At 54.0% G+C, this 21,508-nt stretch carries 19 protein-coding genes and 1 tRNA gene; 14 read left to right on the top strand and 6 right to left on the bottom strand.

Annotated features, from left to right (window positions below; translation table 11 throughout):
- The 11 genes from C7445_RS01405 (at window position 1) to C7445_RS01355 (ending at window position 11,593) form a co-directional block, all read left to right on the top strand.
- Window positions 1-1,227: a sensor histidine kinase gene (locus C7445_RS01405; RefSeq protein WP_134158245.1), complete on the top strand. Its 1,227-nt coding sequence runs from the start codon at window positions 1-3 to the stop codon at window positions 1,225-1,227.
- A gap of 146 nt (window positions 1,228-1,373) precedes the next feature.
- Complete coding sequence (gene icd, locus C7445_RS01400; RefSeq protein ID WP_134158244.1) at window positions 1,374-2,672, top strand: NADP-dependent isocitrate dehydrogenase; 1,299 nt, start codon at window positions 1,374-1,376, stop codon at window positions 2,670-2,672.
- 12 nt (window positions 2,673-2,684) lie between these two features.
- On the top strand, window positions 2,685-3,620 hold the full coding sequence (mdh, locus tag C7445_RS01395; protein ID WP_134158243.1) for a malate dehydrogenase: 936 nt from the start codon (window positions 2,685-2,687) through the stop codon (window positions 3,618-3,620).
- Window positions 3,621-3,798: 178 nt separating this feature from the next.
- Entirely contained in the window at window positions 3,799-6,444 is a 2,646-nt protein-coding gene (gene polA, locus C7445_RS01390) for a DNA polymerase I (RefSeq protein WP_134158242.1), read from the top strand.
- A gap of 30 nt (window positions 6,445-6,474) precedes the next feature.
- On the top strand, window positions 6,475-7,344 hold the full coding sequence (gene mutM / locus C7445_RS01385; protein ID WP_134158241.1) for a bifunctional DNA-formamidopyrimidine glycosylase/DNA-(apurinic or apyrimidinic site) lyase: 870 nt from the start codon (window positions 6,475-6,477) through the stop codon (window positions 7,342-7,344).
- Entirely contained in the window at window positions 7,341-7,967 is a 627-nt protein-coding gene (coaE, locus tag C7445_RS01380; protein ID WP_134158240.1) for a dephospho-CoA kinase, read from the top strand. Before mutM ends, coaE begins: the two co-directional genes overlap by 4 nt.
- Entirely contained in the window at window positions 7,922-8,590 is a 669-nt protein-coding gene (locus C7445_RS01375; RefSeq protein WP_134158239.1) for a lytic transglycosylase domain-containing protein, read from the top strand. Before coaE ends, C7445_RS01375 begins: the two co-directional genes overlap by 46 nt.
- A gap of 21 nt (window positions 8,591-8,611) precedes the next feature.
- Window positions 8,612-9,877, top strand: a complete 1,266-nt coding sequence (locus C7445_RS01370; protein ID WP_134158238.1) for an MFS transporter — start codon at window positions 8,612-8,614, stop codon at window positions 9,875-9,877.
- A 113-nt stretch (window positions 9,878-9,990) separates the two neighbouring features.
- Window positions 9,991-10,075, top strand: a tRNA-Leu gene (locus tag C7445_RS01365).
- A gap of 102 nt (window positions 10,076-10,177) precedes the next feature.
- Window positions 10,178-10,669 carry a GNAT family N-acetyltransferase gene (locus C7445_RS01360; protein WP_424922976.1) on the top strand — a complete coding sequence of 164 codons (492 nt, stop codon included), beginning with the start codon at window positions 10,178-10,180 and terminating at the stop codon, window positions 10,667-10,669.
- 66 nt (window positions 10,670-10,735) lie between these two features.
- On the top strand, window positions 10,736-11,593 hold the full coding sequence (locus tag C7445_RS01355; protein ID WP_134158236.1) for a hypothetical protein: 858 nt from the start codon (window positions 10,736-10,738) through the stop codon (window positions 11,591-11,593).
- Between the two features lie 33 nt (window positions 11,594-11,626).
- Here the strand turns inward: C7445_RS01355 and C7445_RS01350 are convergent, their stop codons facing one another.
- The 3 genes from C7445_RS01350 to C7445_RS01340 are packed head-to-tail and all read right to left on the bottom strand — an operon-like array spanning window position 11,627 to window position 14,901.
- The gene (locus C7445_RS01350; RefSeq protein ID WP_134158235.1) at window positions 11,627-12,331 is read right to left on the bottom strand and encodes a DUF1345 domain-containing protein; all 705 of its coding nucleotides are present in this window, start codon (window positions 12,329-12,331) and stop codon (window positions 11,627-11,629) included.
- 27 nt (window positions 12,332-12,358) lie between these two features.
- Window positions 12,359-13,609, bottom strand: a complete 1,251-nt coding sequence (locus tag C7445_RS01345; protein ID WP_134158234.1) for a glycosyltransferase family 2 protein — start codon at window positions 13,607-13,609, stop codon at window positions 12,359-12,361.
- On the bottom strand, window positions 13,606-14,901 hold the full coding sequence (locus C7445_RS01340) for an O-antigen ligase family protein (protein WP_134158233.1): 1,296 nt from the start codon (window positions 14,899-14,901) through the stop codon (window positions 13,606-13,608). The genes C7445_RS01345 and C7445_RS01340 overlap by 4 nt, the downstream gene beginning before the upstream one ends.
- Before the next feature lie 371 nt (window positions 14,902-15,272).
- Between C7445_RS01340 and C7445_RS01335 the strand changes: the two genes are divergently transcribed.
- Together C7445_RS01335 and C7445_RS01330 are read left to right on the top strand one after the other, a co-directional pair.
- Window positions 15,273-17,243: a peptidoglycan D,D-transpeptidase FtsI family protein gene (locus tag C7445_RS01335; RefSeq protein WP_424922981.1), complete on the top strand. Its 1,971-nt coding sequence runs from the start codon at window positions 15,273-15,275 to the stop codon at window positions 17,241-17,243.
- 108 nt (window positions 17,244-17,351) lie between these two features.
- Window positions 17,352-18,188 (top strand): mechanosensitive ion channel domain-containing protein, encoded by an 837-nt coding sequence (locus C7445_RS01330; RefSeq protein ID WP_166668937.1) that lies wholly within the window; start codon window positions 17,352-17,354, stop codon window positions 18,186-18,188.
- A gap of 4 nt (window positions 18,189-18,192) precedes the next feature.
- On the opposite strand, the gene C7445_RS01325 is transcribed toward C7445_RS01330, so the two are convergent.
- The 3 genes from C7445_RS01325 to C7445_RS14500 form a co-directional block, all read right to left on the bottom strand.
- Window positions 18,193-18,795, bottom strand: coding sequence for a DedA family protein (locus C7445_RS01325; RefSeq protein WP_166668936.1), 603 nt, complete (start codon window positions 18,793-18,795; stop codon window positions 18,193-18,195).
- A gap of 368 nt (window positions 18,796-19,163) precedes the next feature.
- Window positions 19,164-19,883: a VIT1/CCC1 transporter family protein gene (locus C7445_RS01320; RefSeq protein ID WP_243834883.1), complete on the bottom strand. Its 720-nt coding sequence runs from the start codon at window positions 19,881-19,883 to the stop codon at window positions 19,164-19,166.
- Between the two features lie 280 nt (window positions 19,884-20,163).
- Window positions 20,164-20,310, bottom strand: a complete 147-nt coding sequence (locus C7445_RS14500; protein WP_166668935.1) for a hypothetical protein — start codon at window positions 20,308-20,310, stop codon at window positions 20,164-20,166.
- A 180-nt stretch (window positions 20,311-20,490) separates the two neighbouring features.
- Here C7445_RS14500 and C7445_RS01315 point away from each other — a divergent pair, with 180 nt between their 5' ends.
- On the top strand, window positions 20,491-21,498 hold the full coding sequence (locus tag C7445_RS01315; RefSeq protein ID WP_134158404.1) for an endo-1,4-beta-xylanase: 1,008 nt from the start codon (window positions 20,491-20,493) through the stop codon (window positions 21,496-21,498).
- The last annotated feature ends 10 nt before the right edge of the window (window positions 21,499-21,508 follow it).

Below are 21,508 nucleotides of genomic sequence, written 5' to 3'. Positions count from 1 at the left end.
ATGTTTCGACGCATGTACGTCACCATATCAGGCCTGCTCATCATGAGCACAGGCCTTTTACTTGTGCTTCTGGGAATTGTCGTGTATCACGAGTTGCAAGGCGACTTGGTGCGCGACAGCGAATTGGCCATGGAGAACAGTGTTCCCGCAGTACAGGCGGCCTTGGCACGCAGCGCATATCGCGAAGGCGAAGGGCCTCCCGTTCGCGACAGTCTGGGCAATAGTATCTATTATTATGCCGTCGGTAGCAGCGCGGAAGTCGCACACTCACCGCACGCGCCTGTACCGTTCGAAGTCGTTCATGGCGTCGCTGTTCTTCATAAATTCGCCACATTTTCCTATAACGGTGAGCCGTATCGTCTCTACACCTTGACGATCCCAGACCCCGATGCGCTGCCAAACGACGTGGTGGAGACCGCGTACAATCCCTTGACGGCTCCGACGAAAGCGACAGTTGTTCTGTATATGTACAGCTTGATCACGCAAGAGCGCTCCATGCTGCAGCACACGCTTCGGCTGATGGAGATGGTTGGCGGTGCCGGTTTCTTACTCGCCGTCGCTGGCGATCTCGTGTTGGCACGTCGGCTCGTCCAGCCGGCTTTTCGCACATGGTCAGCTTACAATGAATCGATACTCGAACTGTCACATGAATTGCAGACTCCCATCGCGACGGCGAATGCGATGCTGGCAAGCCGAGGCGTTGATCTGCAGACTGCAGCCGACATCAGGCGCGAACTCGATCGCGCCTCAAAAATGGTGTCTGATATCCTGTACTTATCCAAGCTCCGATCCGGCGTTGCGGACCAGCCGACGGAGCCAGTTGCCGTCTCCGATATCACCAATGAGTTGGCCGAGCGTTTCACAGCGGTTGCCGCTGACTTCGGAATTGACGTGTCTGGCACGGCGCAGGAGGGGTTGTTTGTCGAGACGACGACGGGAGAATGGGAACGACTGGTTAGCACCTTGTTTAAAAACGTGATCGATCACGCCGCGCGACCTTCCACGGCATCGTGGTCGCTGTATGGCGAGGGGCGTCGCATTGTGTTTCTTGTGGAGAATGCTGTCGGAAATCGCCCCGACGGAGATCGACGGCAGGCGCCAGAGCGCGGTGTTGGGTTGAAGATTGTCGAACGGTTGGCACAGCGAATGCGTGGGGTGGCTCGCATGGAACGCACGCCCTCACGCTTTTTGGTCGAAATCGATGTACCGGCTCTACGGCCGCATTGATAGCGATTGCAGACGAGACTTGTTGTGCTATTATGGAATGGGATGGATTGCGGGGCGCACCTACTTACTCCCATGTTCTGCATCTGTGCAAGGGTTTCGCATCGCGACCGCCAGAGTTGGTTCACTACATACGAGGAGGGCCTGCCATGCCGAGCTTTCAGCAGTATTCGCTACCGACTTCGGGAGAGCCAATCACACTTACAGATGGACGTCTGAATGTTCCGGACCACCCCATTATTCCGTTCGTCGAAGGGGATGGAACAGGTCCCGATATCTGGCGCGCTTCGCAACGTGTGTTCGACGCCGCCGTTGAAAAAGCCTATGGCGGCAAGCGGAAAATCGCATGGTATGAAGTGTATGCTGGTGAAAAGGCGTATGACAAGTTTCAGGAATGGCTTCCACAAGATACGCTCACAGCCTTTTCGGAATATATCGTGAGCATCAAGGGACCCTTGACGACACCTGTGGGTGGCGGCATTCGATCGCTCAATGTCGCGGTTCGTCAGGAGTTGGATCTCTACGTCTGCCAGCGGCCCGTCCGCTATTTTCAAGGTGTGCCTTCGCCTGTAAAACACCCTGAACTGGTTGACATGGTCATCTTTCGCGAGAACTCAGAAGATATCTACGCGGGTGTTGAATGGCAGGAGGGAACATCGGAAGTTCAAAAAGTAATTCAGTTTCTGCAGAATGAAATGGGCGTGAAAAAGATTCGTTTCCCTGAAACATCGGGAATCGGCATTAAGCCAGTGTCTCGCGACGGCACGGAGCGGCTGGTGCGGGCTGCAATCGAGTACGCACTCCGCCATCGGCGCAAGAGCGTCACGCTTGTGCATAAAGGAAACATTATGAAGTTTACGGAAGGCGCTTTCAAGAGCTGGGGCTATGCATTGGCTGAACGCGAGTTTTCGGATCGCGTCTTCACGTGGGCACAGTATGATCGAATCAAGGCTGAGCAAGGCACAGATGCTGCGGATCGAGCGCAGAATGAAGCCGTGCAGGCAGGGAAAATCGTCGTGAAAGATGTAATTGCGGACGCATTTTTACAGCAGATTCTGACGCGCCCGGCGGAATATGACGTGATTGCTACCCTGAATTTGAACGGTGACTATATTTCGGATGCGTTGGCTGCCCAGGTCGGTGGTATCGGCATCGCTCCTGGGGCGAACATCAACTATGAGACGGGCCACGCGGTGTTTGAAGCGACGCACGGAACCGCACCGAAGTATGCGGGTCTCGATAAGGTGAATCCCGGCTCCGTAATTCTTTCCGGCGTGATGATGTTTGAGTATCTCGGCTGGCAAGAAGCAGCCGACATGATCACGCGCGCCATGGAAAAGGCCATTGAACAAAAGGTCGTCACCTACGACTTTGCTCGTTTGATGGATGGGGCTACAGAGGTCAAGTGCTCCGAATTCGGGGACCAAATCATCAAGAACATGGAGTGAGGAATACCCCATATGCTCAAACGAAAGAAGATTTCAGTCATCGGCGCTGGCTTCACAGGGGCTACTACCGCTTTCATGCTCGCGCTGAAAGAGTTGGGGGATGTCGTCCTGCTCGATATTCCCCAACTTGAAAGTCCCACCCAAGGCAAGGCTTTAGACATGCTTGAGGCAATGCCAGTCGTCGGCAGTGACGTCCGGGTGACGGGCAGCAGTGACTACAAGGATACCACGGATTCGGATCTCGTCATCATCACGGCTGGTGTTGCGCGCAAGCCAGGAATGAGTCGTGACGATCTCGTCACGACGAACGCTGGTATCGTGAAGGCAGTGACGGAACAGGTCGTGCACCATTCGCCCAACGCGATCATCGTCGTGTTGTCGAACCCGGTCGACGCGATGACATACGTCGCTTACAAAGCGAGTGGTCTTCCCAAACAGCGAATCATTGGTCAAGCAGGGGTGCTTGACACCGCGCGCTTCAATGCGTTCGTCGCCGCGGAGCTTGGCGTCTCTGTCGAGGATGTGCATGGCTTCGTGCTCGGTGTGCACGGTGACGACATGGTGCCGCTCGTTCGTTACTCCAACGTCGGCGGAATACCGCTTGCGAAGCTCTTGTCTGCGGAGAGGATCGAGCAAATTGTTCAGCGTACGCGCACAGGTGGCGGGGAGATCGTTGGTTTGCTCGGTACGGGCAGTGCGTACTATGCGCCAGCGGCGTCTCTCGCGCAGATGGCTGAGTCGATTCTCAAGGACAAGAGGCGGTTGCTTCCGGCGATTGCCTACCTGGAGGGCGAGTACGGCTACCACGACTTGTTTCTTGGCGTGCCCACGATTCTCGGGGCAAACGGGATCGAGCGAATCGTTGACATCGAACTGCTGCCAGAGGAAAGGGCGGCTCTCGACAAATCGGCTGATTCTGTCCGAAAAGTCATCGCTGTGCTGCAATGACAGGTTAATGGTGATTCCATGGCCAAAGGAAGGCTACTGTCTTCCTTTGGCTGTTTTTGCGTGTGGCCGCGGGCGATGGCATCGAAAAACGAGTCGTTAGGCTAAATGTGATAGAATAAAACGAGGGTCCATTGCATTTTCGAGTCCCCCCGGATGAGACCGGTATTAGAGGTGTTTTATGCCACAAAATCCTAAGTTACTGCTGGTTGATGGAAACAGCATTCTCTATCGTGCTTTTTTTGCGTTGCCTCCGCTCTCCAATCAGCAAGGGGTACCGACACACGCGGTTTATGGCTTCACCATGATGCTCTTGCGCCTGCTCGCATCGGAACAGCCGACGCACTTGGCAGTCGCATTCGATAAATCGAAGAGCACATTTCGTCATGCAGATTATGCAGAGTATAAAGGGACGCGTGAACAGACTCCGGATGATCTTGTCCAGCAGTTTCCACTGGCCCGTCAAACCTTGCAGGCGTTGTCCATTCCTGTCGTCGAGCTTCAAAACTATGAGGCGGATGATGTGATCGGCACGCTGTCGAAACGTGCTGAAGAGGCTGGTTGGAATACGAAAATTGTATCTGGAGATAAAGATTTGCTTCAATTGGTTTCGTCGCGGGTCCATGCATTACTCACGCGCCGTGGTATCACGGATGTTGAATATTACGATGAAGCGGCGGTCGAGCAGCGCTATCGCCTTCGCCCCATTCAAATCATTGATTTAAAAGGTTTGATGGGCGATACCTCCGACAATATTCCGGGGGTGCCGGGCGTTGGAGAGAAGACCGCCATCAAGCTGCTGACGAGCTTTGATACGGTCGAATCTGTATTGGATCACATCGATGAGGTTCCAGGCGCCAAGTTGCGGGAACGGTTGGCGGAACATCGCGATCAGGCTTTACTTTCGAAGAAACTCGCAACCATTCATCGCGATGCACCGCTCGAAGTCACGCTGGACGATCTCGCTTATCATGGGTATGACGCCAATCAGGCGATCGCATGGTTTAAGGAATTGGAGTTCCATTCGTTAATCGACAAAATTTCCGAGGAAATGAGCCAGGCGTCGACGGATGACGAGTCCAGCGAACAGGATGCATGGACGACGTTTTCGTTTGAGCGGATCGTTCAGGTCGCCGATTTAAAACGGGTATGGAATGGTTTGACGGGGCCTGTGGGCTGCATTCTCGATTTGCAACCCCCGGATTACCATTACGCGGAAATCCGTGGCGTCGCGTTGGCGACAGCGAAACAGGCGTTCTATGTATGCTTTGATGAAGAACTTGAGTTGAGTGATATCCGTTCTTGGTTGCTCAGCGACACTCCGAAAGTCGTGTTTGATCTGAAGTCGATGGCATTCGCCCTCGACGCACACGGAATTGGACTGTCTCCTGACGGTCATTGGGACGATGTCAAATTGGCAGCGTATTTATTGAATCCAACTGACGGTGAAGTGGAGTTGGGAGACATCCTTCGCCGTGAATTGCACGTTGAGGTGCCAGACGTGACAGAAGTCACACATCATCGTGAGGCACTGCTCACGTACGTTGCGGCCAAACTTCCCGAGTTGTGCCAATCACTTCAATATGCCTTGACTGCGCAGGAGTTAGACGATCTATACAGACAGGTCGAGCTACCACTGGCGTTTGTCCTTGCGAAAATGGAGATCACCGGGTTTCACGTGAATGCGGACAAACTGCGAGCGTTTGGAACCGATTTGTCGGCGCGCATCGACCGTTTGACGCAAGAAATTTATGAACTGGCGGGTGTTTCATTCAACATCAATTCGCCGAAACAACTCGGAGAAATCTTGTTTGAGAAACTCAACCTCCCAGCTGTGAAAAAGACGAAGACGGGATATTCGACAAGTGCGGATGTACTCGAAAAACTTGCGCCTTATCACGATGTGGTGGCCAAGATACTCGACTATCGCCAACTCTCAAAGTTGCAGTCGACCTATGTCGACGGTTTGCTGAAGATGATTCGCAAGGAAACCGGCCGTATTCACACACGCTTTCACCAAGCGTTGACCGCGACCGGACGCCTGTCCAGTAGCGAACCAAATCTGCAAAACATACCCATTCGCTTGGAGGAAGGCAGGCGCTTGCGCCAGGTGTTCGAACCGACCTATCCGGATTGGCTGATCTTTGCGGCGGACTACTCGCAAATCGAGCTGCGTATTTTGGCGCATCTGTCTGGGGATGAAGCTCTGATCGGCGCATTTCGCAGCGGCATGGACATCCATACACGGACTGCAAGTGACGTGTTTGAGGTTTCGCCCGAAGAGGTGACGGCTTTGATGCGCCGGCAGGCGAAAGCCGTGAATTTTGGGATCGTGTACGGCATCAGCGACTTTGGTCTTGCGCAGAACTTGAACATCCCACAGAAGGACGCGAAGCGGTTCATAGAAGAGTATTTTCGCAAGTTCCCAGGGGTGCGCAAGTATATGGACGAGATCGTCGAACAGGCGAGATCGAAGGGCTATGTCACGACATTGATGAACCGCCGGCGCTATGTACCCGATATCCGGAGTCGCAACTTCCACTTGCGCAGTTTTGCAGAGCGCACGGCGATGAACACGCCGATTCAGGGTACGGCTGCCGATCTGATCAAATTGGCGATGGTGCGGATCGATCAAGCGCTGCGAGCGGCACAGATGGATGCGCGTATGTTGCTGCAGGTGCACGACGAATTGATTTTTGAATGCCCACACGATGAATTGGAAGAGCTACAGCGTTTGGTGCAGGACAACATGGAAAACGCGATGACCTTAAATGTGCCGCTGCGCGTGGATACTGCGTATGGACATACTTGGTACGATGCGAAGTAAGTCTGCAATGCACAAGGGGAGGGGATCGGTATGCCGGAACTGCCGGAAGTGGAGACAGTTCGCCGTGGGCTTGCTGAGTTGGTCAACGGCGACACCATTGTCGATGTACAGGTCACGCTACCCCGGATCATTCGCTACCCTTCTGTGACGGAATTTGTCGATCGCGCGAGTGGACGGACCATCCGTGGCATCGGGCGCAGAGGCAAGTACCTTCTGTTCGACTTGGCTCCCTACACGCTCGTTTCGCATCTTCGGATGGAGGGCCAGTATCGAGTCGTCCCAACCGGTGAGCCTGTGGCTTTGCATTCGCATGTCATCTTTCGACTCGCGAGCGGACGAGATCTCAGGTATCGCGACGTGCGGCAGTTTGGGACAATGGACTTGCTGCTGCCGGACGAGTCGTGGCCCAGTGGGCTACGGGCGCTCGGACCTGAGCCTTTTGATCCGAGCCTGACGCCAGCCGCTTTACGTCGTTCGCTCGCAAAGCGAACAGCTCCGGTGAAGGCTGTGTTGCTCGATCAGACGGTCATTGCGGGGCTTGGCAACATTTACGTGGACGAGGCGCTGTTTTTGAGCGGCATCCATCCCTTGGAACCGGCCAATCGCATCGGCCCCAAGCGGCTTATCAGGTTGTTGGCGGCCGTACGGGATGTGCTGGGGAGAGCGATTGACGCGGGAGGATCGTCCATTCGCACGTATCAGGACGGCTATGGGCGACATGGAGGCTTTCAGATTCAATTGAACGTATATGGACGAACAGGAGAACCTTGCTGCCAATGCGGCCGCGAAATTCAGCGAATCCGCATCGGCGGGAGGGGCACTCATTACTGCCCGCATTGCCAGCGCCCCGGTCGCACTTCAAGGGTCGCAGCGAAGCCAGAGCGAGAGGTGGGTCGATGAAAGGGCGAATCATCGGTTTGACGGGCGGGATCGGCAGCGGCAAGAGCACGGTGACCGCGATGCTGCGCGATCTCGGTGCCTATGTCGTGGATGCAGACGTTTGGGCGCGGCGCGTAGTCGAGGTTGGCAGCGACGGTCTTGCGGAAATCGTGCGCGAGTTTGGGCAAGAGGTGTTGTTGCCAGACGGTTCACTCAATCGCAAGCAGCTCGGAGCCATTGTCTTTCAAGACGCCACGAAGCGTATGCGGCTCAACGCCATTACGCACCCGCGGGTTCAGCGCGGCATGTTGGAGGAAACCCATGCATACTGGATCAAGCACCCTGGAGAAGCCGTGATTTGGGACGTTCCACTGCTCTTTGAAGGAACGGCGAAGCGGTTCGTCGATGCGACGATTGTGGTCTACGCGAGCCTCGAAACGCAGATCCATCGCGTGATCGCGCGCGACGGGTTGGATCGATCCGCCGCGCTGGCACGCATTCATGCGCAGATGCCGCTCGCAGAGAAGTGCAAATTGGCGACTTATGTGATTGACAACGACGGATCCATCGAAAACACTCGGGAGCAGGTGTTGCAGGTATGGAGCGAGATTCGCAAGGGCGACGGCCGCGCTTCATTGTCCTGAACCGACGTTCGATAATCGCGGCGGTTCTGCTGGTTGCAGTCCTTGTCGTGATTTCCACGAATGCCTTCTGGCGGATGATGTACCCGATTCACTATCAAAAGAACATCCAACAGGCTGCCGCTTCTGCGAATGTCGATCCACTGCTGATTGCAAGTGTAATCCGAGTTGAGAGTAAATTTCACACTCAGGACGTGTCACATGCTGGGGCCGTGGGACTTATGCAGTTGATGCCGCAGACGGCAGAGTGGATTGCAGAGATGATCCGCAATCAAACAACAGGTTCCGGGGCAGCTGTGAATCGGTTGCCCAAGGACGCGAAGAAGTTGGCCAGCCCAGAATACAACATTTTGATTGGCAGTTGGTACGTGAAGAGCTTGATACAGCAGTTTCAGGGCAACGAAGTGGCGGCCATAGCCGCGTACAACGCTGGTCCACGCCGCGTCTCCACATGGTTAAAGGCCGGCGTGTGGAACGGTAAGCTGGATGACATCGATGAGATCCCCGTTGGCGAGACGAGGCACTTTGTCGATCGCGTCTTTTACAATTATGAATTGTACCGTAAGATTTATGGCCGCAATCCTGCATGGAAGACGATCTCGTCGGCAAATTCGACGACATCCTGACAAGAACCTAGGTGAAGATAATTGGCGGCGAATGGGTCATCGACGGTACGCTATTTACAGACGGCTCGCGCGCTCCGAAGCGTGGCACAAGGCGTTGCGATTGTCGATATGACACTGTATTTGCGGGATTTACAATGGTCGGCGGCGGAAATTGGAGGCGTCATGTCGGCTGCGGGCGTGTGTGGAGCGGCGCTCATTCTGCTCGTGGGTGTGCTGAGTGATCGAGTTGGTCGCAAACCGTTTCTGTTTGCCTACGAGTGCATGACAGCCTGTGCAGCGCTTGTCATTGGATTGTGCAGGAATCCGTACATACTTGCTGTGGCCATCGTCCTCACCGGCTTCGGCAGGGGGCAGAATGGCGCTGCCGGGCCATTTACACCGGCAGAGCAAGCGTGGTTGGCGAGCGGGGTAGCACGCGAACGGCGAAGCAAAGTGTTTAGTACAAATACGGCCTTAGGCTTTTTCGGTATGGCCTTGGGAGCTGTTCTTGGTGGCCTGCCGCGCCTGTGGATGCATTCGCTGGCTGGAGCTGCCGCGTACCGACCTCTCTTTTTTGGCTTGTGCGTGATATCGCTAGGTTGTGCCATGGTGATTGCACGTGCTCCCGGCGGAAAGGCTCCGCAACGCCGGGGATCGAAAGACCATGCAAACGCTGAACCCCTAGATTCAAAGGCCACTGAACAAATCTTGGAACGCGATGTTCGTCGCCAGGAAAATCGCAACATGGCCAAGCTGGCCTTTGTCAATTTGCTAAATGGTCTTGGCGTGGGTTTTGTCGGACCGATGGTGACATACTGGTTTGCGGCGCGGTTTGGTGCAGATTCCGCACAAATTGGTGTTACACTTGCCGGTTCCTTTGTTGTCACAGGGCTTGCAGCTATGTTCTCAGGAATAGCTGCAGAGCGGTTTGGCATGGTGCGATCCGTCGTTTGGCTGCGCTTGGCCGGCGTTGTATTCATGCTCATTCTACCACTCATGCCGACATTCTGGCTGGCATCGGCAGTGTATACGATCCGCTCCGCACTGAGCCGCGGTACGCAAGGTACTCGCTCGGCTCTTGGAAGTAGTGTAACCAGGGATCAGCGACGCGGTTTTTCATTGAGCATAAACTCGTTTTTCACGCGCCTAGCGTCTGCTATCGGTCCGTCCCTTTCAGGAGCGCTCCTGGACAGTGGCAGTTTCGCATTACCTTTTCTGCTTGCCGGTGGCTTGCAATTAGTCTCGTCACTGCTTTATGGATATATGTTTCGATATTTTGACGCAGACAGGTCGCAAAAAAGTCCTTAGTCATCGTCGGCAACCGACTGTTTTCCAGCGTGTGAAATCAAATGGCGTATTGTCCTTGACAAATGGAGTCTCGGCCAGTATAATCAAAAACGTTGATTCGCTTTACATCGCATGTCGGGATGGCGGAATTGGCAGACGCGCACGTTTGAGGGGCGTGTGGGGAAACCCGTGCGGGTTCAAGTCCCGCTCTCGACACCAAACTGTTGCGAGGACTCGTTGGCAGAGATTTTTCTGTTGACGAGTTCTTTTTTGTTGCGTATGTTTTCATGGAAACCACCGCCCGAGAAGGGGTGTATGAACGTGGCCACTACAGATACACGCATCAAGGAGCCTAAATCGGCTGAAGATTGGGCTTGGTTATACGACGTATGGATTCGCGAGTGGGGCGGTGACACGATGATCTCCAAAGGAAAGGTCTATTTCCTCCGGGATGTTGCAGCTGTCATTGCCATTCGGAATGGCAACCGTGTAGGTGCCGCAACGTACGTGCAACATGGGAACAAATGCGAGTTGCTAAGCATCAACGCCATAACCGAGGGAACTGGGGTCGGCAGCGCACTACTGCGAGACGTCGAAGAAAGGGCCAGAACGGCTGGGTGCGAAGCCGTCGAGTTGATAACGTCGAACGACAATCTGCAAGCGCTTCGCTTTTACCAGCGTCGAGGTTACCGTATCACCGCAGTCTATCTCGGGGCAATCGACGAGGCGAGAGTTCAAAAGCCGTCGATTCCGGTGATCGGATATCAAGGTATACCCATACACGACGAAATTGAACTGATCAAGTGGCTGTAACCCTCATTGTGATAGAACAACTTCGACAGAACGGGTGAGTTGATGCGTCGAATCTGGGGAATTACCATGATTGTGGCCGTCGCCATACTATTCGGTGTTGGCGCCATAGGGTCTCGACAACCAGTCTCCCGGCATGCCGCGACCAACAGCTCGCGTTGGTGGGCAGGCGGTGGCTGGCGTGTGAATGCTATCGTGGATCGCTCTCACCCCTTAACGTTCAGATACGACGTGTGGACGACAGATTCAGCGTCTTTGACCAGCGCTCGTTTACTGAATCAAACAGGAGGCGTTACGCTAGGAAGCTTTTGGCGGGAACCAATAGGTTCAAAAGATAAAGGCCGCTCTTATAGCGTCTATCACTTTGTGTTTAACTTTAAGCCATCACACAGCCTGTACAATCAAAGACTGAATTTTTATGTGTCTACAAATCTTTGGCAGCGAATACTACCCTATGGTACGGTAACGTGTCGTGTTGTTCCGCATTCTGCAACTTGGCTCGGCGTCGACACGTATACTGGTGGCGCGTCAGGCGCAATGGTGTGGTCGAATCAATGGCTCGCGATGACGCTTACAAACAACACAAACGATCCGGTATCCATATTGGGGTTTGAACAGGCTGGCGACGATTGGATAGGGGATATTCATTATTCGCGCCAGGCACTGCAGGCACCGCGACCAAATCGCACACTTGCCTTTCAAGCACCTGTGATGGTGCAGCCGGGAAAGGAAATCACCCTGTTGTACAAGCTGTCCGTTCGGCCGGAAAGTATTCAACACGGACTCGTGTTTCAGCCTGCTTTGAGGTTGCAGAAGGGCAAGGAGAGAGTCCTCGAAGTCTTGCCACCAGTTATATTTTCCGTCGATTTCACACCCAGTCAGGGGAAGGTTCCGGCCGGAACAGAGAGATTTATTTCAGCATCTTGACCACCTCGATATTACAGTCATCGTCCTAGGCCATTAGGCAATATTGATGGCTCTTGCCGCGATCACGGCGACAACCACCAGCGAGATCGACGATTGTGTCATCATCAACACTTTGATGCGTTGTGATAAGGCCGCTGTGTCGGTGGGGCTGAAGGCCGTGCTTGTATTGAAGGCGAGGAACAGATAATCCACAAACGCGGGATGCCAATTCTGCCAATATGAAATGTCCGATATCATCTGCGGAAACAGAAGGTCAGGAGCCTCTGGTACGCCGGCGTGACGCTTCAACGGCCCCCCTTGGTCCACTTCCCAGTACCATACCGCAAATATAAGAACGTTTGTCGTCCAGAGAAGTATGGCGTCCCGGAAAAGGGAGAGCGCGGATTCCGTATGGTGGAATAGCGCGACGACGAGGTAAAACACACTAATCAAAAGCCCAGTGGTTAGCACAGTGATGGTGGTCAGCGCCATCCTGCGTGTCCAGACATGGTGCTTGCGCAGCACCGATGCAATGAGTGGAATGATAAGTATGCCAGTCACGCCTACAACGGTCCACCATGGCAGGATATGCAGTGTGAGGGAGAGCGCAGTAAGCAGTGCCCCGATAACACAAATGGCGAGGAAAAATGACGTGCGCGGCACCCGCATGGCGTACCGCGCCCATTGTTCAACTTCTGTTTCGACCAACGATTCGATGTGAGGATGATGAGACCCAGGTTTTTGCCGATCTTCGTCCATCGTGCGCCCCCTATGGCATCGGGCGGATTAGCGCTCCCGCAATTGATCCAGGCGGATCGCCCGTTTATGCACCGTATGGTACCATTTGCGGTTGCTTCGTGTGAAGTAGGCTTGCAATGTGACAGGTCCCCAGGTCCACAGGAAGAACGGAAGCAGTGCCAGCCCAAAGTACGCACGCCAATTTACGCGTTCAAGAATGAGCGCAAGTGGGATTTCCAAGAACAAAAGCAGGTTGACGGCGACCCACAAATTTGTGGCAAAGGTTGCGGCCACACTGACCGCACCTGTCGGTTCAGGCGCAGCATACTGCATGGCGAACATCAGCATCGCGCCGACAAACAAAAGCATCGATCGCATGGGTTGGAAAAGATATACGGCCATGTCGATCTTAGCTAGATTTCTCTCGCGAATCCCCTGAATGAGCATGGGCATCATATGTTCCTTCGCGCACTGGAAATGGCCTTGCTGCCAGCGCAGACGCTGCCGGAACGAGGCGTGAAACCCTGTCGGCTTCTCGTCGTATACCTTCGCGTCGTGCGCCCATACAGGGATAATGCCACGGCGCACACAGCGAATACCAAACTCCAAATCCTCGGTGAGGCCTGTCGCCTTCCAACCCATTTCCTGCAGCAGGGTGTAATCAATGCATAACCCGGTGCCGCCAAGCGTGCAGGAAAGGCCGAGCTTGCGCCGCGCATGCTGCCACAGGCGGTTGTCGAACCAATAGGAAATGGCGAGCGAAACGCTGATCCAAGTATCGAAAGGATTTTTCGTGTCCAGGTAGCCCTGGATGACACGTTCACCGCGACAGAGATGGTCGTTCATCATGGCTAAAAATTCTGGATCGACCAAGTTGTCTGCGTCGAACATGACAATCGCGTCATACTCCGCCTCCATCTTTTTCAGGCGGTTGAGCATCCATTCGATCGCGTAACCCTTCCCCTGGTCAGACGCATTCTCACGCAGGTGCACAGTCGCGCCGTGCATCCGTGCCACATCAGCCGTGTGATCGGTGCAGTTGTCGGCAATTAAGTGAATTTCGTACAGATGCTTCGGGTAGGTCTGTTCCTTAATGCTGTCGATCAACGGACCAACCACGCGCTCTTCGTTATGCGCCGGAATGATCACCGCAAACCGCTTCTTCGGCGCATGGCTGACGACCTGTTTGCGGTGCCACAGCCCGTACAAGGACAAGACAAGCTGATACACGGCCACGATGCCCGTGATCAGTTTGAGAGCCCCATAGAATGTATTAAACAACGCATATAACAGCGTCATTTCAAAGTTCCTCGCTTTCTGCCGGGCGTCTCTGCGGATGTTTCCGGCAAGGTGCGTCCCCATAGCAGGATAAGTCCGACAATGATGAAATAGAGGCTAGCGGTGTAATTGTACTCGAACAGGTTCTCGACAAAGCTATGAACCAAGGCCGCCATGATGCTGGTCAATCCCGCCAAGGCCAGAAAGCGATCGCGCCCCTTCGCTCTCCGCACGACTGTCGTTGCGATCTCGCGGAGAATCGCGACGTGCATCGCAATGAACAGGACGAGGCCGATAAGCCCCGTTTCACCGAGAACCTTCGCGTAGTAGTTGTCCGAAAACGACGATAGACTGTGCGAGGTCGCCACGTAGCCGCCATATTGGCCCAGTCCTGCTCCAAACAGCGGGTTTTTCGCCATCGTGTCGAACGCTTGTTGCCAGAGCAACATTCGTCCCCCGGCCGACGACTTGACCGCGTATACTGGGTTGAACAAATCCATCACACGCGTGTGGATGGACGGAATGAAAAAGGCGATGACCCCCAGTACCACCAGGATCGGCAACAGGCGTCGCTCATAAACAACCGCCACAATAAGGACGGCTGCACCCAGACCGAGCCATGAGCCGCGATCGTACGTGAAAAATAAAGCGGCCAGTGAACAAACACCGCCGGCGACGTAGACAATACGCCGAACAGGATGGCGATCGACGGCCAGCAGCCCAAACATCATGGGGATGGTCATCTCCAAATTGGCACCGTATTCGGCTGGTGACTTCATGACCGAAAAGACCCGCGTCCGGACCACTTCGCCGACATCCAGCCAGTTGCCCGGAATCGGCACTTTGATGGCGTATTGAAACAGACCGTCCACCCCAAGTAGCATCGATGCCGCGATCACGCCATACAATAGTCGCAGCACGTCCCTCGATTCCACGACCCAGGGCAGCAACAGGGCGACAACAATATACTCGACATCGACACTGAATCCGTCAAACGCGAGTACGGGGTGTTTCAAACCATACAGAATCAGCGTTCCACAGTACAGGATATACCAACCTGCGTAGCGACTCCAGCGAAAACCTTGACGGCGCAATCCATATGCAACCCGGACCAGAGCGATGGACGCCAAGCACGCTATTGCGATGCTTCCCCATAGATTTCCTAACCCGGACAAGACAGAAATGTCAAGCCCTTGGTTGACGATTGCAAATGCGCCGAGAGCGTAGACACACCATCTGGCCAGCGCGTCACCATAGTACGTTTGAGCGTCAGACGGGCGGTCTTCTGTCATCGGCACAGACGTCTGCACCATGGCAAAACTCCTATACGTTTGATCAAGCCTTCCGAAAGCAGGCTCGTACACTTCACTATATCAATTCTACCCGAAATTCCCCGGATACCATACTACAGGTTTCCGACACGTTGTCGAATTTTTCGACCGGCCTCGCACATTTGTTCAAATTGTGACAGTTGGCAGAGAGGTTGAACTTACGGCCAGCCTGACGAGTCGTTTCGAGTGTTTAACATCATGGAGTAGGGATGAAGCGCGTGAAACTGCGGAAGAGGAAAAGCCGACCCAAGAATGTGGCGTCCGACAGACAAACCATCGGAAAACGTCGGACATTTCGTGTACGCGTCGTGTATGGTCTCGTATTTCTTTCGTTTTCATCGCTCATTTTACGCATGGCCTATGTTCAGGTCGCACAAGGCAAGACGTTCCGTCAGTCTGAGATGACCACCCAGTATGCCCGGGTGCCTATTCTCCCGCAACGAGGATGGATTTACGACGCGAACGGTCAGGTGTTGGCATGGGATAAGCCCGTTCTCGCAATTGAGTTGGATCGATATACGCCGATGACCGACGCTCAAATGCATCAACTGGCTGCGATTCTAGCGCCGGTATTGGAGACGACGCCAAATTCATTGTATCAAGTTATGCAAAGTCAACCGGGTGCTTTGCAGGTCACCCTGGCGTCGAATGTAACAGATGCACAGGTTGCGTTTGTGGTCGAACATCAGACTGAACTGCCTGGCGTACAGGTTGTACAGGACTACCAACGCCAGTATCCATATGGCGATCTCGCCGGGCAGGTACTTGGTTATGTAGGCGCGATCACCGCCCAAAACGCCAGCCAGTACAAAGGCTACTTATATAGTCAAAAGGTTGGAGAAACAGGCATCGAGTACGAGTACGAACATATGTTGCAAGGCAAACCTGGATATGATCTTGTCACCATCGACAGCGCGGGTAACGCGGTGGGGAGCGTGGGTGAGATTGCACCTGTTGACGGAGATAACATTCAACTGACGCTCGATGGGCGCGAACAGGCCGAAGCGCAGATGATTATGCAAAACATGATCGACAGTAACAGTGCCAATAAAAATAACATTACGGACGCTGCGGCAGTGATGCTCAACGTGAAAACGGGTGGCGTGATCGCGATGGTCAGCTATCCTTACCTGGACCCCAATTGGTATACGAATGGATCGTATGTCCACCACGTTAACTACTTGGAGAATTCGGGTGCGCAGTTGAACAATGCGATTGACACCTATAATTATCCGGGATCGACGGTCAAGCCGGCGAATATGCTGACAGCCCTGAAGGCAGGCGTTGTTACCCCGAAGACATTGATTGAAGACGACGGGTATATTTACATTGGGACGCAACGCAAGAATGAAGATGAAGGATTCGTGTTTGGCCTCGTCAATCCGATCGAAGCCATCACCGTATCGAGTGATGTGTTCTTTTATGAGGTCGGTCTCCATTTGGGTAAATGGTTTGGCAGCACCACGACGAGCGGCGGGGGGTATCCGAGCTCGGATGGTAATTACCAAAACTATCTCGATACGGACTTTGCAAAAGGGATCAACGGGCTATTTCAGGGAGAGGAGAATTTCGGTCTCGGGCTTCCGACGGGTATCGATCTGCCGTATGAAGCGTCAGGAAAGTTCTATATTGAAGACTATCGTAAAGGCAACATACAGGTCCCTTATGATTTGAAGGCGAGCGAGCAGTCGATTGCGAAGACTGGACAGTATGTAAACTATGGATCTCCCGCAAGTCTGGCCGATGCGGCCATCGGTCAATCGCAGATGTTTACGCCGATGGAATTGGCGGACTATGCGATGACCTTGGCTGATCAGGGGCTGCGCCTCAAGCCGCACCTGTTGGAAAACGTCTTTGGCCCCGACGCGACACCGAAGTCTGGGGCAAAGCCCTTACAGTCGTTTAAAACTCAAGTCGTTGGGCAGGTCAAGGGAGATCCTTGGCAGTGGCATCTCATTCAACAGGGCATGTATGGCGTGACATCGAATCCAAGCGGAACCGCGTACTATGCATTCATGGGCGCTCACTACCAGGCGGCGGGCAAGACGGGGACTGCGCAGATTTATATCAACGGCAAGCCGACAGACAACTCGGTCTTTATCTGCTATGCGCCACTCAACCACCCTTTGGTGGCTGTCGCCGTGATGGCGCCAGGCGGCGGCTACGGGGCGCAGTTCTCGGCTGTGATCGCGCGTCAGATGATCGATGCGTATTTTAACGAGCATCACGAGCCGTTCATGCCGAAAAGCGGGTGGACGAGTACGGCTATTCCTGCGAGTTGGAAGACGTCGGCCGCTTATCTCGTGCCAGAACAAAGTCACTAATGCTCCATTGAGAAGCCAACCGGAACGGATTATCATTCAAGTGGGCGAGCCAAGAGCCGCGGGCGCGGTAGGCTCGCCCCTTTCTTGCCTGAATAAAGAGGTGCTGAAATGGGGCAGCGAGAGCAAAGACAGGCCGCAACATGGCGGCGTTTTATCGCGTTATTTGTATTGTTAGTGCTGGTTGCCATCGTCTTTTCGGTCGCACGCGATTCAGCGCGGATGCGCCTTTTGCCGGAGGTCGAGCGAGAGTCCATCCAATGGGGATTGGCCATCATCTGGTTCGTCGTGGGCGTGTTGTTGATTCGCCAGTTACGACGAACGATTTCTTACGTCACGCGTGTTCACACGAGTGCGGACGTGCGGGTGCAAAGCCTGATCGATCGCGTCATCTCCGGGGTCGGTTACGCCTTTGTCCTGATGGTCGGATTACATTTGGTGCAGGTGAAGATTGGAAGCATCCTTGTGGGTGGTGCGGTGACCGGCGTCATCGTCGGCGTTGGTGCGCAGTCGACGCTCGCCAATCTCATCGCGAGCATGGTGCTGTTCACGCTTCGTCCATTCCAAATTGGTCAGTATGTGAGTGTGCGGACGTATCTATTCGGCGGCATCGAATACAGTGGAACCGTCGTCGATATTAACTGGTATCACACGATCCTCCAGGAAGGCGGTATTCGCCGTATTTTGCCCAATTCATCGGTTATCGGTTCTGCGATCACGGTCGGCGCTAATGTAGGCAACAAGCTTTGTGTCGTACCTTTGCCATATACCACGCCCTTTCGAGCATTTGAGCAGCGGCTTGCGGAGGTGACAGGGGGACAAGCAAGCGTCTCCATTAAGGAATTCGGAAGTGACACCTACGTCGTACAGGTGCAACTTCCTGCACGCTTCGACTTGGAGCTCATCCGGGAAGCGATCGCCGATTTTCGCCGTGGGGATCCATTGTGAAGCGTTATGAATTGGGGGGCAGCCCTCTTACGAACCGCCTGCTCAAAGAGAGTATGGCCCATAGTGCGACCAAGGCAATCGTGCCAAACGTGAAGGCATGAATTTCGTGCGTGATCGCAAACCAGCGCTTACCGAGAAAGCTGCCAGCGTAGGTCAGCATGTACACCCATGGGAAGGAGCCAATGAGCGTGTAGGCAACAAAGGGACGGGCGGGCATGCGGGAGACACCTGCGGGGAGGGAAATGAATGTCCGTACGATGGGCAGCATGCGAGCGACCAAAATGGCTGCCTTACCGCGTCCGGCGAACCACCGCTGCGCGAGTTGAAGATGGCCCTCGGAAAGCCGGGTCAGACGAGCATAACGCATGATGGCGAGCATGCTGCCGTAACGGCCAACGGAGTACGCGATCGACGCGCCGAGCACATTGCCAAAGGTACCGCAGGCAACTACGCCCCAAAATTGCAGATGTCCCAATCCAGCGAGATACCCCGCAAACGGCATGATGAGTTCGCTAGGCAGAGGGACACACGCACTTTCCAACGCCATGGTGATAAATACGCCGAGGTATCCTGACGCTTGCAAAAACGACATGATGGCATGTGACACGCTGGTTTCCCCCTGATCTTGAGTATCACACCTAAAGACTAGGTTTGCGGCGGGAAAGTTCATATAGATGAAAGGGACTGGCCTCCAGGCGATCGCACGGAAGAATTAGCTTTCGGTCGAGATCGTGTGATGACTCTATCCTTATATTGAGTTCATGCTGTATACTGGTCGTGTGTTCCACCAAATCGATTTAGCGGGGCGGTCGGGGGTGATAGCGCGCTAGGCTTGGTCTTCGCTTGCAAGGCAGATGTTGACCGTGTATCTGACAGAGCCGATGCGTGGTTGGCGTCCGCGAATCAACTATGCGGGCAGCATCGGGCAGATGCTCTACCCGCCTGGTTGAGTGCCGTGTTTGGCGTGTCGATTATCTATAAGATGTGGCTTCCGAACATGCCAAGCAAGTAGGAGATGACGCCTACGATCACGCCGGCAAATGTCATTTCGATGCCACTGGACCACCAGGACCGAACGGTGACAAGACTTTTGAGTGCACCGACGACAAAGTGTGCGAGCAGGCTGACGATGGCCGCGGCAATCACGGCGCCAATACCGCGCATGATGAAAAAAGGGATGAGTGGGACAATACCACCGATAAACGTCGAGATGGCTCCAGAAATCGCCGAACCCCAGACGTTTCCGCGGCTCGCTTCGTGAACGCCGTGTTTCTCTTGCGCCATGGTCTTTACGAACAGTTCGTCATCTTCTGCAATCCGGTGTGCAATTTCATTTGCTTCGTCGGCCGTAAAACCCTTTGTCTCGTAAATCAACGAGAGGATCTCGATTTCTTTGTCACGGTGCTGCTGGATGCTTTCTTTGGCTTCGTGAATCGCCTTTTCCATCAACTCGTTTTCCGATTTGGTGGCCAACCAAGCACCTGCACCCATTGACAACGTGCTGGCGAGAGCACCGAAGAATCCGGAGACGAGAATGGTATGGCTGTTTGGCGTGTAACCCGCCACGCCAGCGATAATGCCGAAGATAGCACCCAACCCGTCGTTGACGCCGTAAATCGCATCCCCTATCCAGCCTGGGGCTTTTCGTTTTTGTTCGTGTCCTAACAGCTCATCGAGTCGTGCCGATGCTGACATGGTACTCAATGTAATCTTCCTATCCATTGTGAAGTGTCATTGCGCGCGTGGATCCTGCGCATCAACACGGTACCGCGATATGGCAATATAAGTCAATCCTAAATCGGCGAATTTGAGTAGCCTTACTGCAGCAGTTAGGAGACAAACAGTTTTGCAGAGGTTTGGATGTTCATCCAGGTGGATACACCAAAACGCGGCAGTCGATCAGCGATGTTCGCTGCAACCGCCACGCAGGTGCTGACTGGACAATGACTGGACAAGGCATGATGGATAGTTGCGCTCATTTCCGGAGCGTAATCCCGTTCCACAGCTTGCGCACGAGATCGTTCGTTCCAAAGCGGATGCCAAAGGGAGATCGCTGTTGGCTGTATGTTTGGAGCATGGCCTCGTACACACAGCGAGTGGCGATGTAGCTTGATTGTTCCATTCGTATGCACCTCTTTCCCGCATCTGCCTTCATCATACGGTGGCGTTGGGGACTTGGATCATGATTGAAACGCTTCCAATGTGAACAATGCTCCAGGTGAAGCGGTTGCTTTGTGAACGTTTTGATGTAACCGGTTACTCCTAGCTCGATATATGATGAGGAGGACACACAGTGAACCATATATATCGAAATATTCCGTCCCTCGGTGAGCGCTATCGTCCATATTTTCGCATTGGCGCCGCCGTCAATGCGAAGTCGCTACACACGCACCGCGACTTGTTGGTCAAGCATTTTCATAGCGTGACTGCAGAGAATGAAATGAAGTGGGAAGAAATCCATCCGGAAGACAGACGGTACGAATTTGCGAAGGCAGATGCGTTGGTGGAATTTGCACGCAATTGTGGCATGTATGTCCGGGGGCATACCTTGGTATGGCACAATCAAACGCCGGCGTCGGTGTTTTTGGACGATTTAGGCCAACCCGCTGCAGCGTCTGTTATCGAACGTCGACTTGAGGAGCATGTGGCAACGGTGCTGGATCGATACAAGAACGACATTGGCTGTTGGGACGTGGTCAACGAGGCAGTCGTCGATAACGATACAGGATTTTTACGTGAAAGTCGCTGGCTGCAAGCCTTGGGCGATGAATATATTGCCAAGGCCTTCCGTATCGCGCATCAAGTGGCGCCCGGCGCACTGCTCTTCTACAACGACTATAACGAAACAAAACCCGACAAATCGGAGCGTATTTACAAACTCGTTGCTGGACTGCTCGATCAAGGCGTTCCCATCCACGGGATCGGTATGCAAGGCCATTGGATGCTGGACGATCCGGCGCTTGGTGAGATCGAACGCGCCATCGACCGTTACGCTTCACTCGGTGTCCGCCTTCACATTACAGAACTCGACGTGAGCGTCTATGGCAATGTTCATGGTACAGGCGGACAGTCAAAAGCGATGCTGCCTTATGATGACGTACTCGCGAGACGTTTGGCCAAGCGCTATGGCGACCTGTTTTCGCTGTTGCGCGATCGGGCCGATGTCATTGAGAGCGTCACGTTCTGGGGGATAGCCGACGATGACACATGGCGTGACAATTTCCCTGTTCGCGGGCGTAAGGACTGGCCGCTCCTATTTGACGTGAATCACGATGCCAAACTGGCCTTCTGGAGTGTCGTCGAATTTTGACAAGAATGTT

The organism is Alicyclobacillus sacchari (genome assembly GCF_004366795.1).
GTDB classification, from domain to species: Bacteria; Bacillota; Bacilli; order Alicyclobacillales; family Alicyclobacillaceae; genus Alicyclobacillus; species Alicyclobacillus sacchari.
Note: the sequence above shows the minus strand (reverse complement) of the source record. Positions and strands in the feature narration are given on the sequence as shown.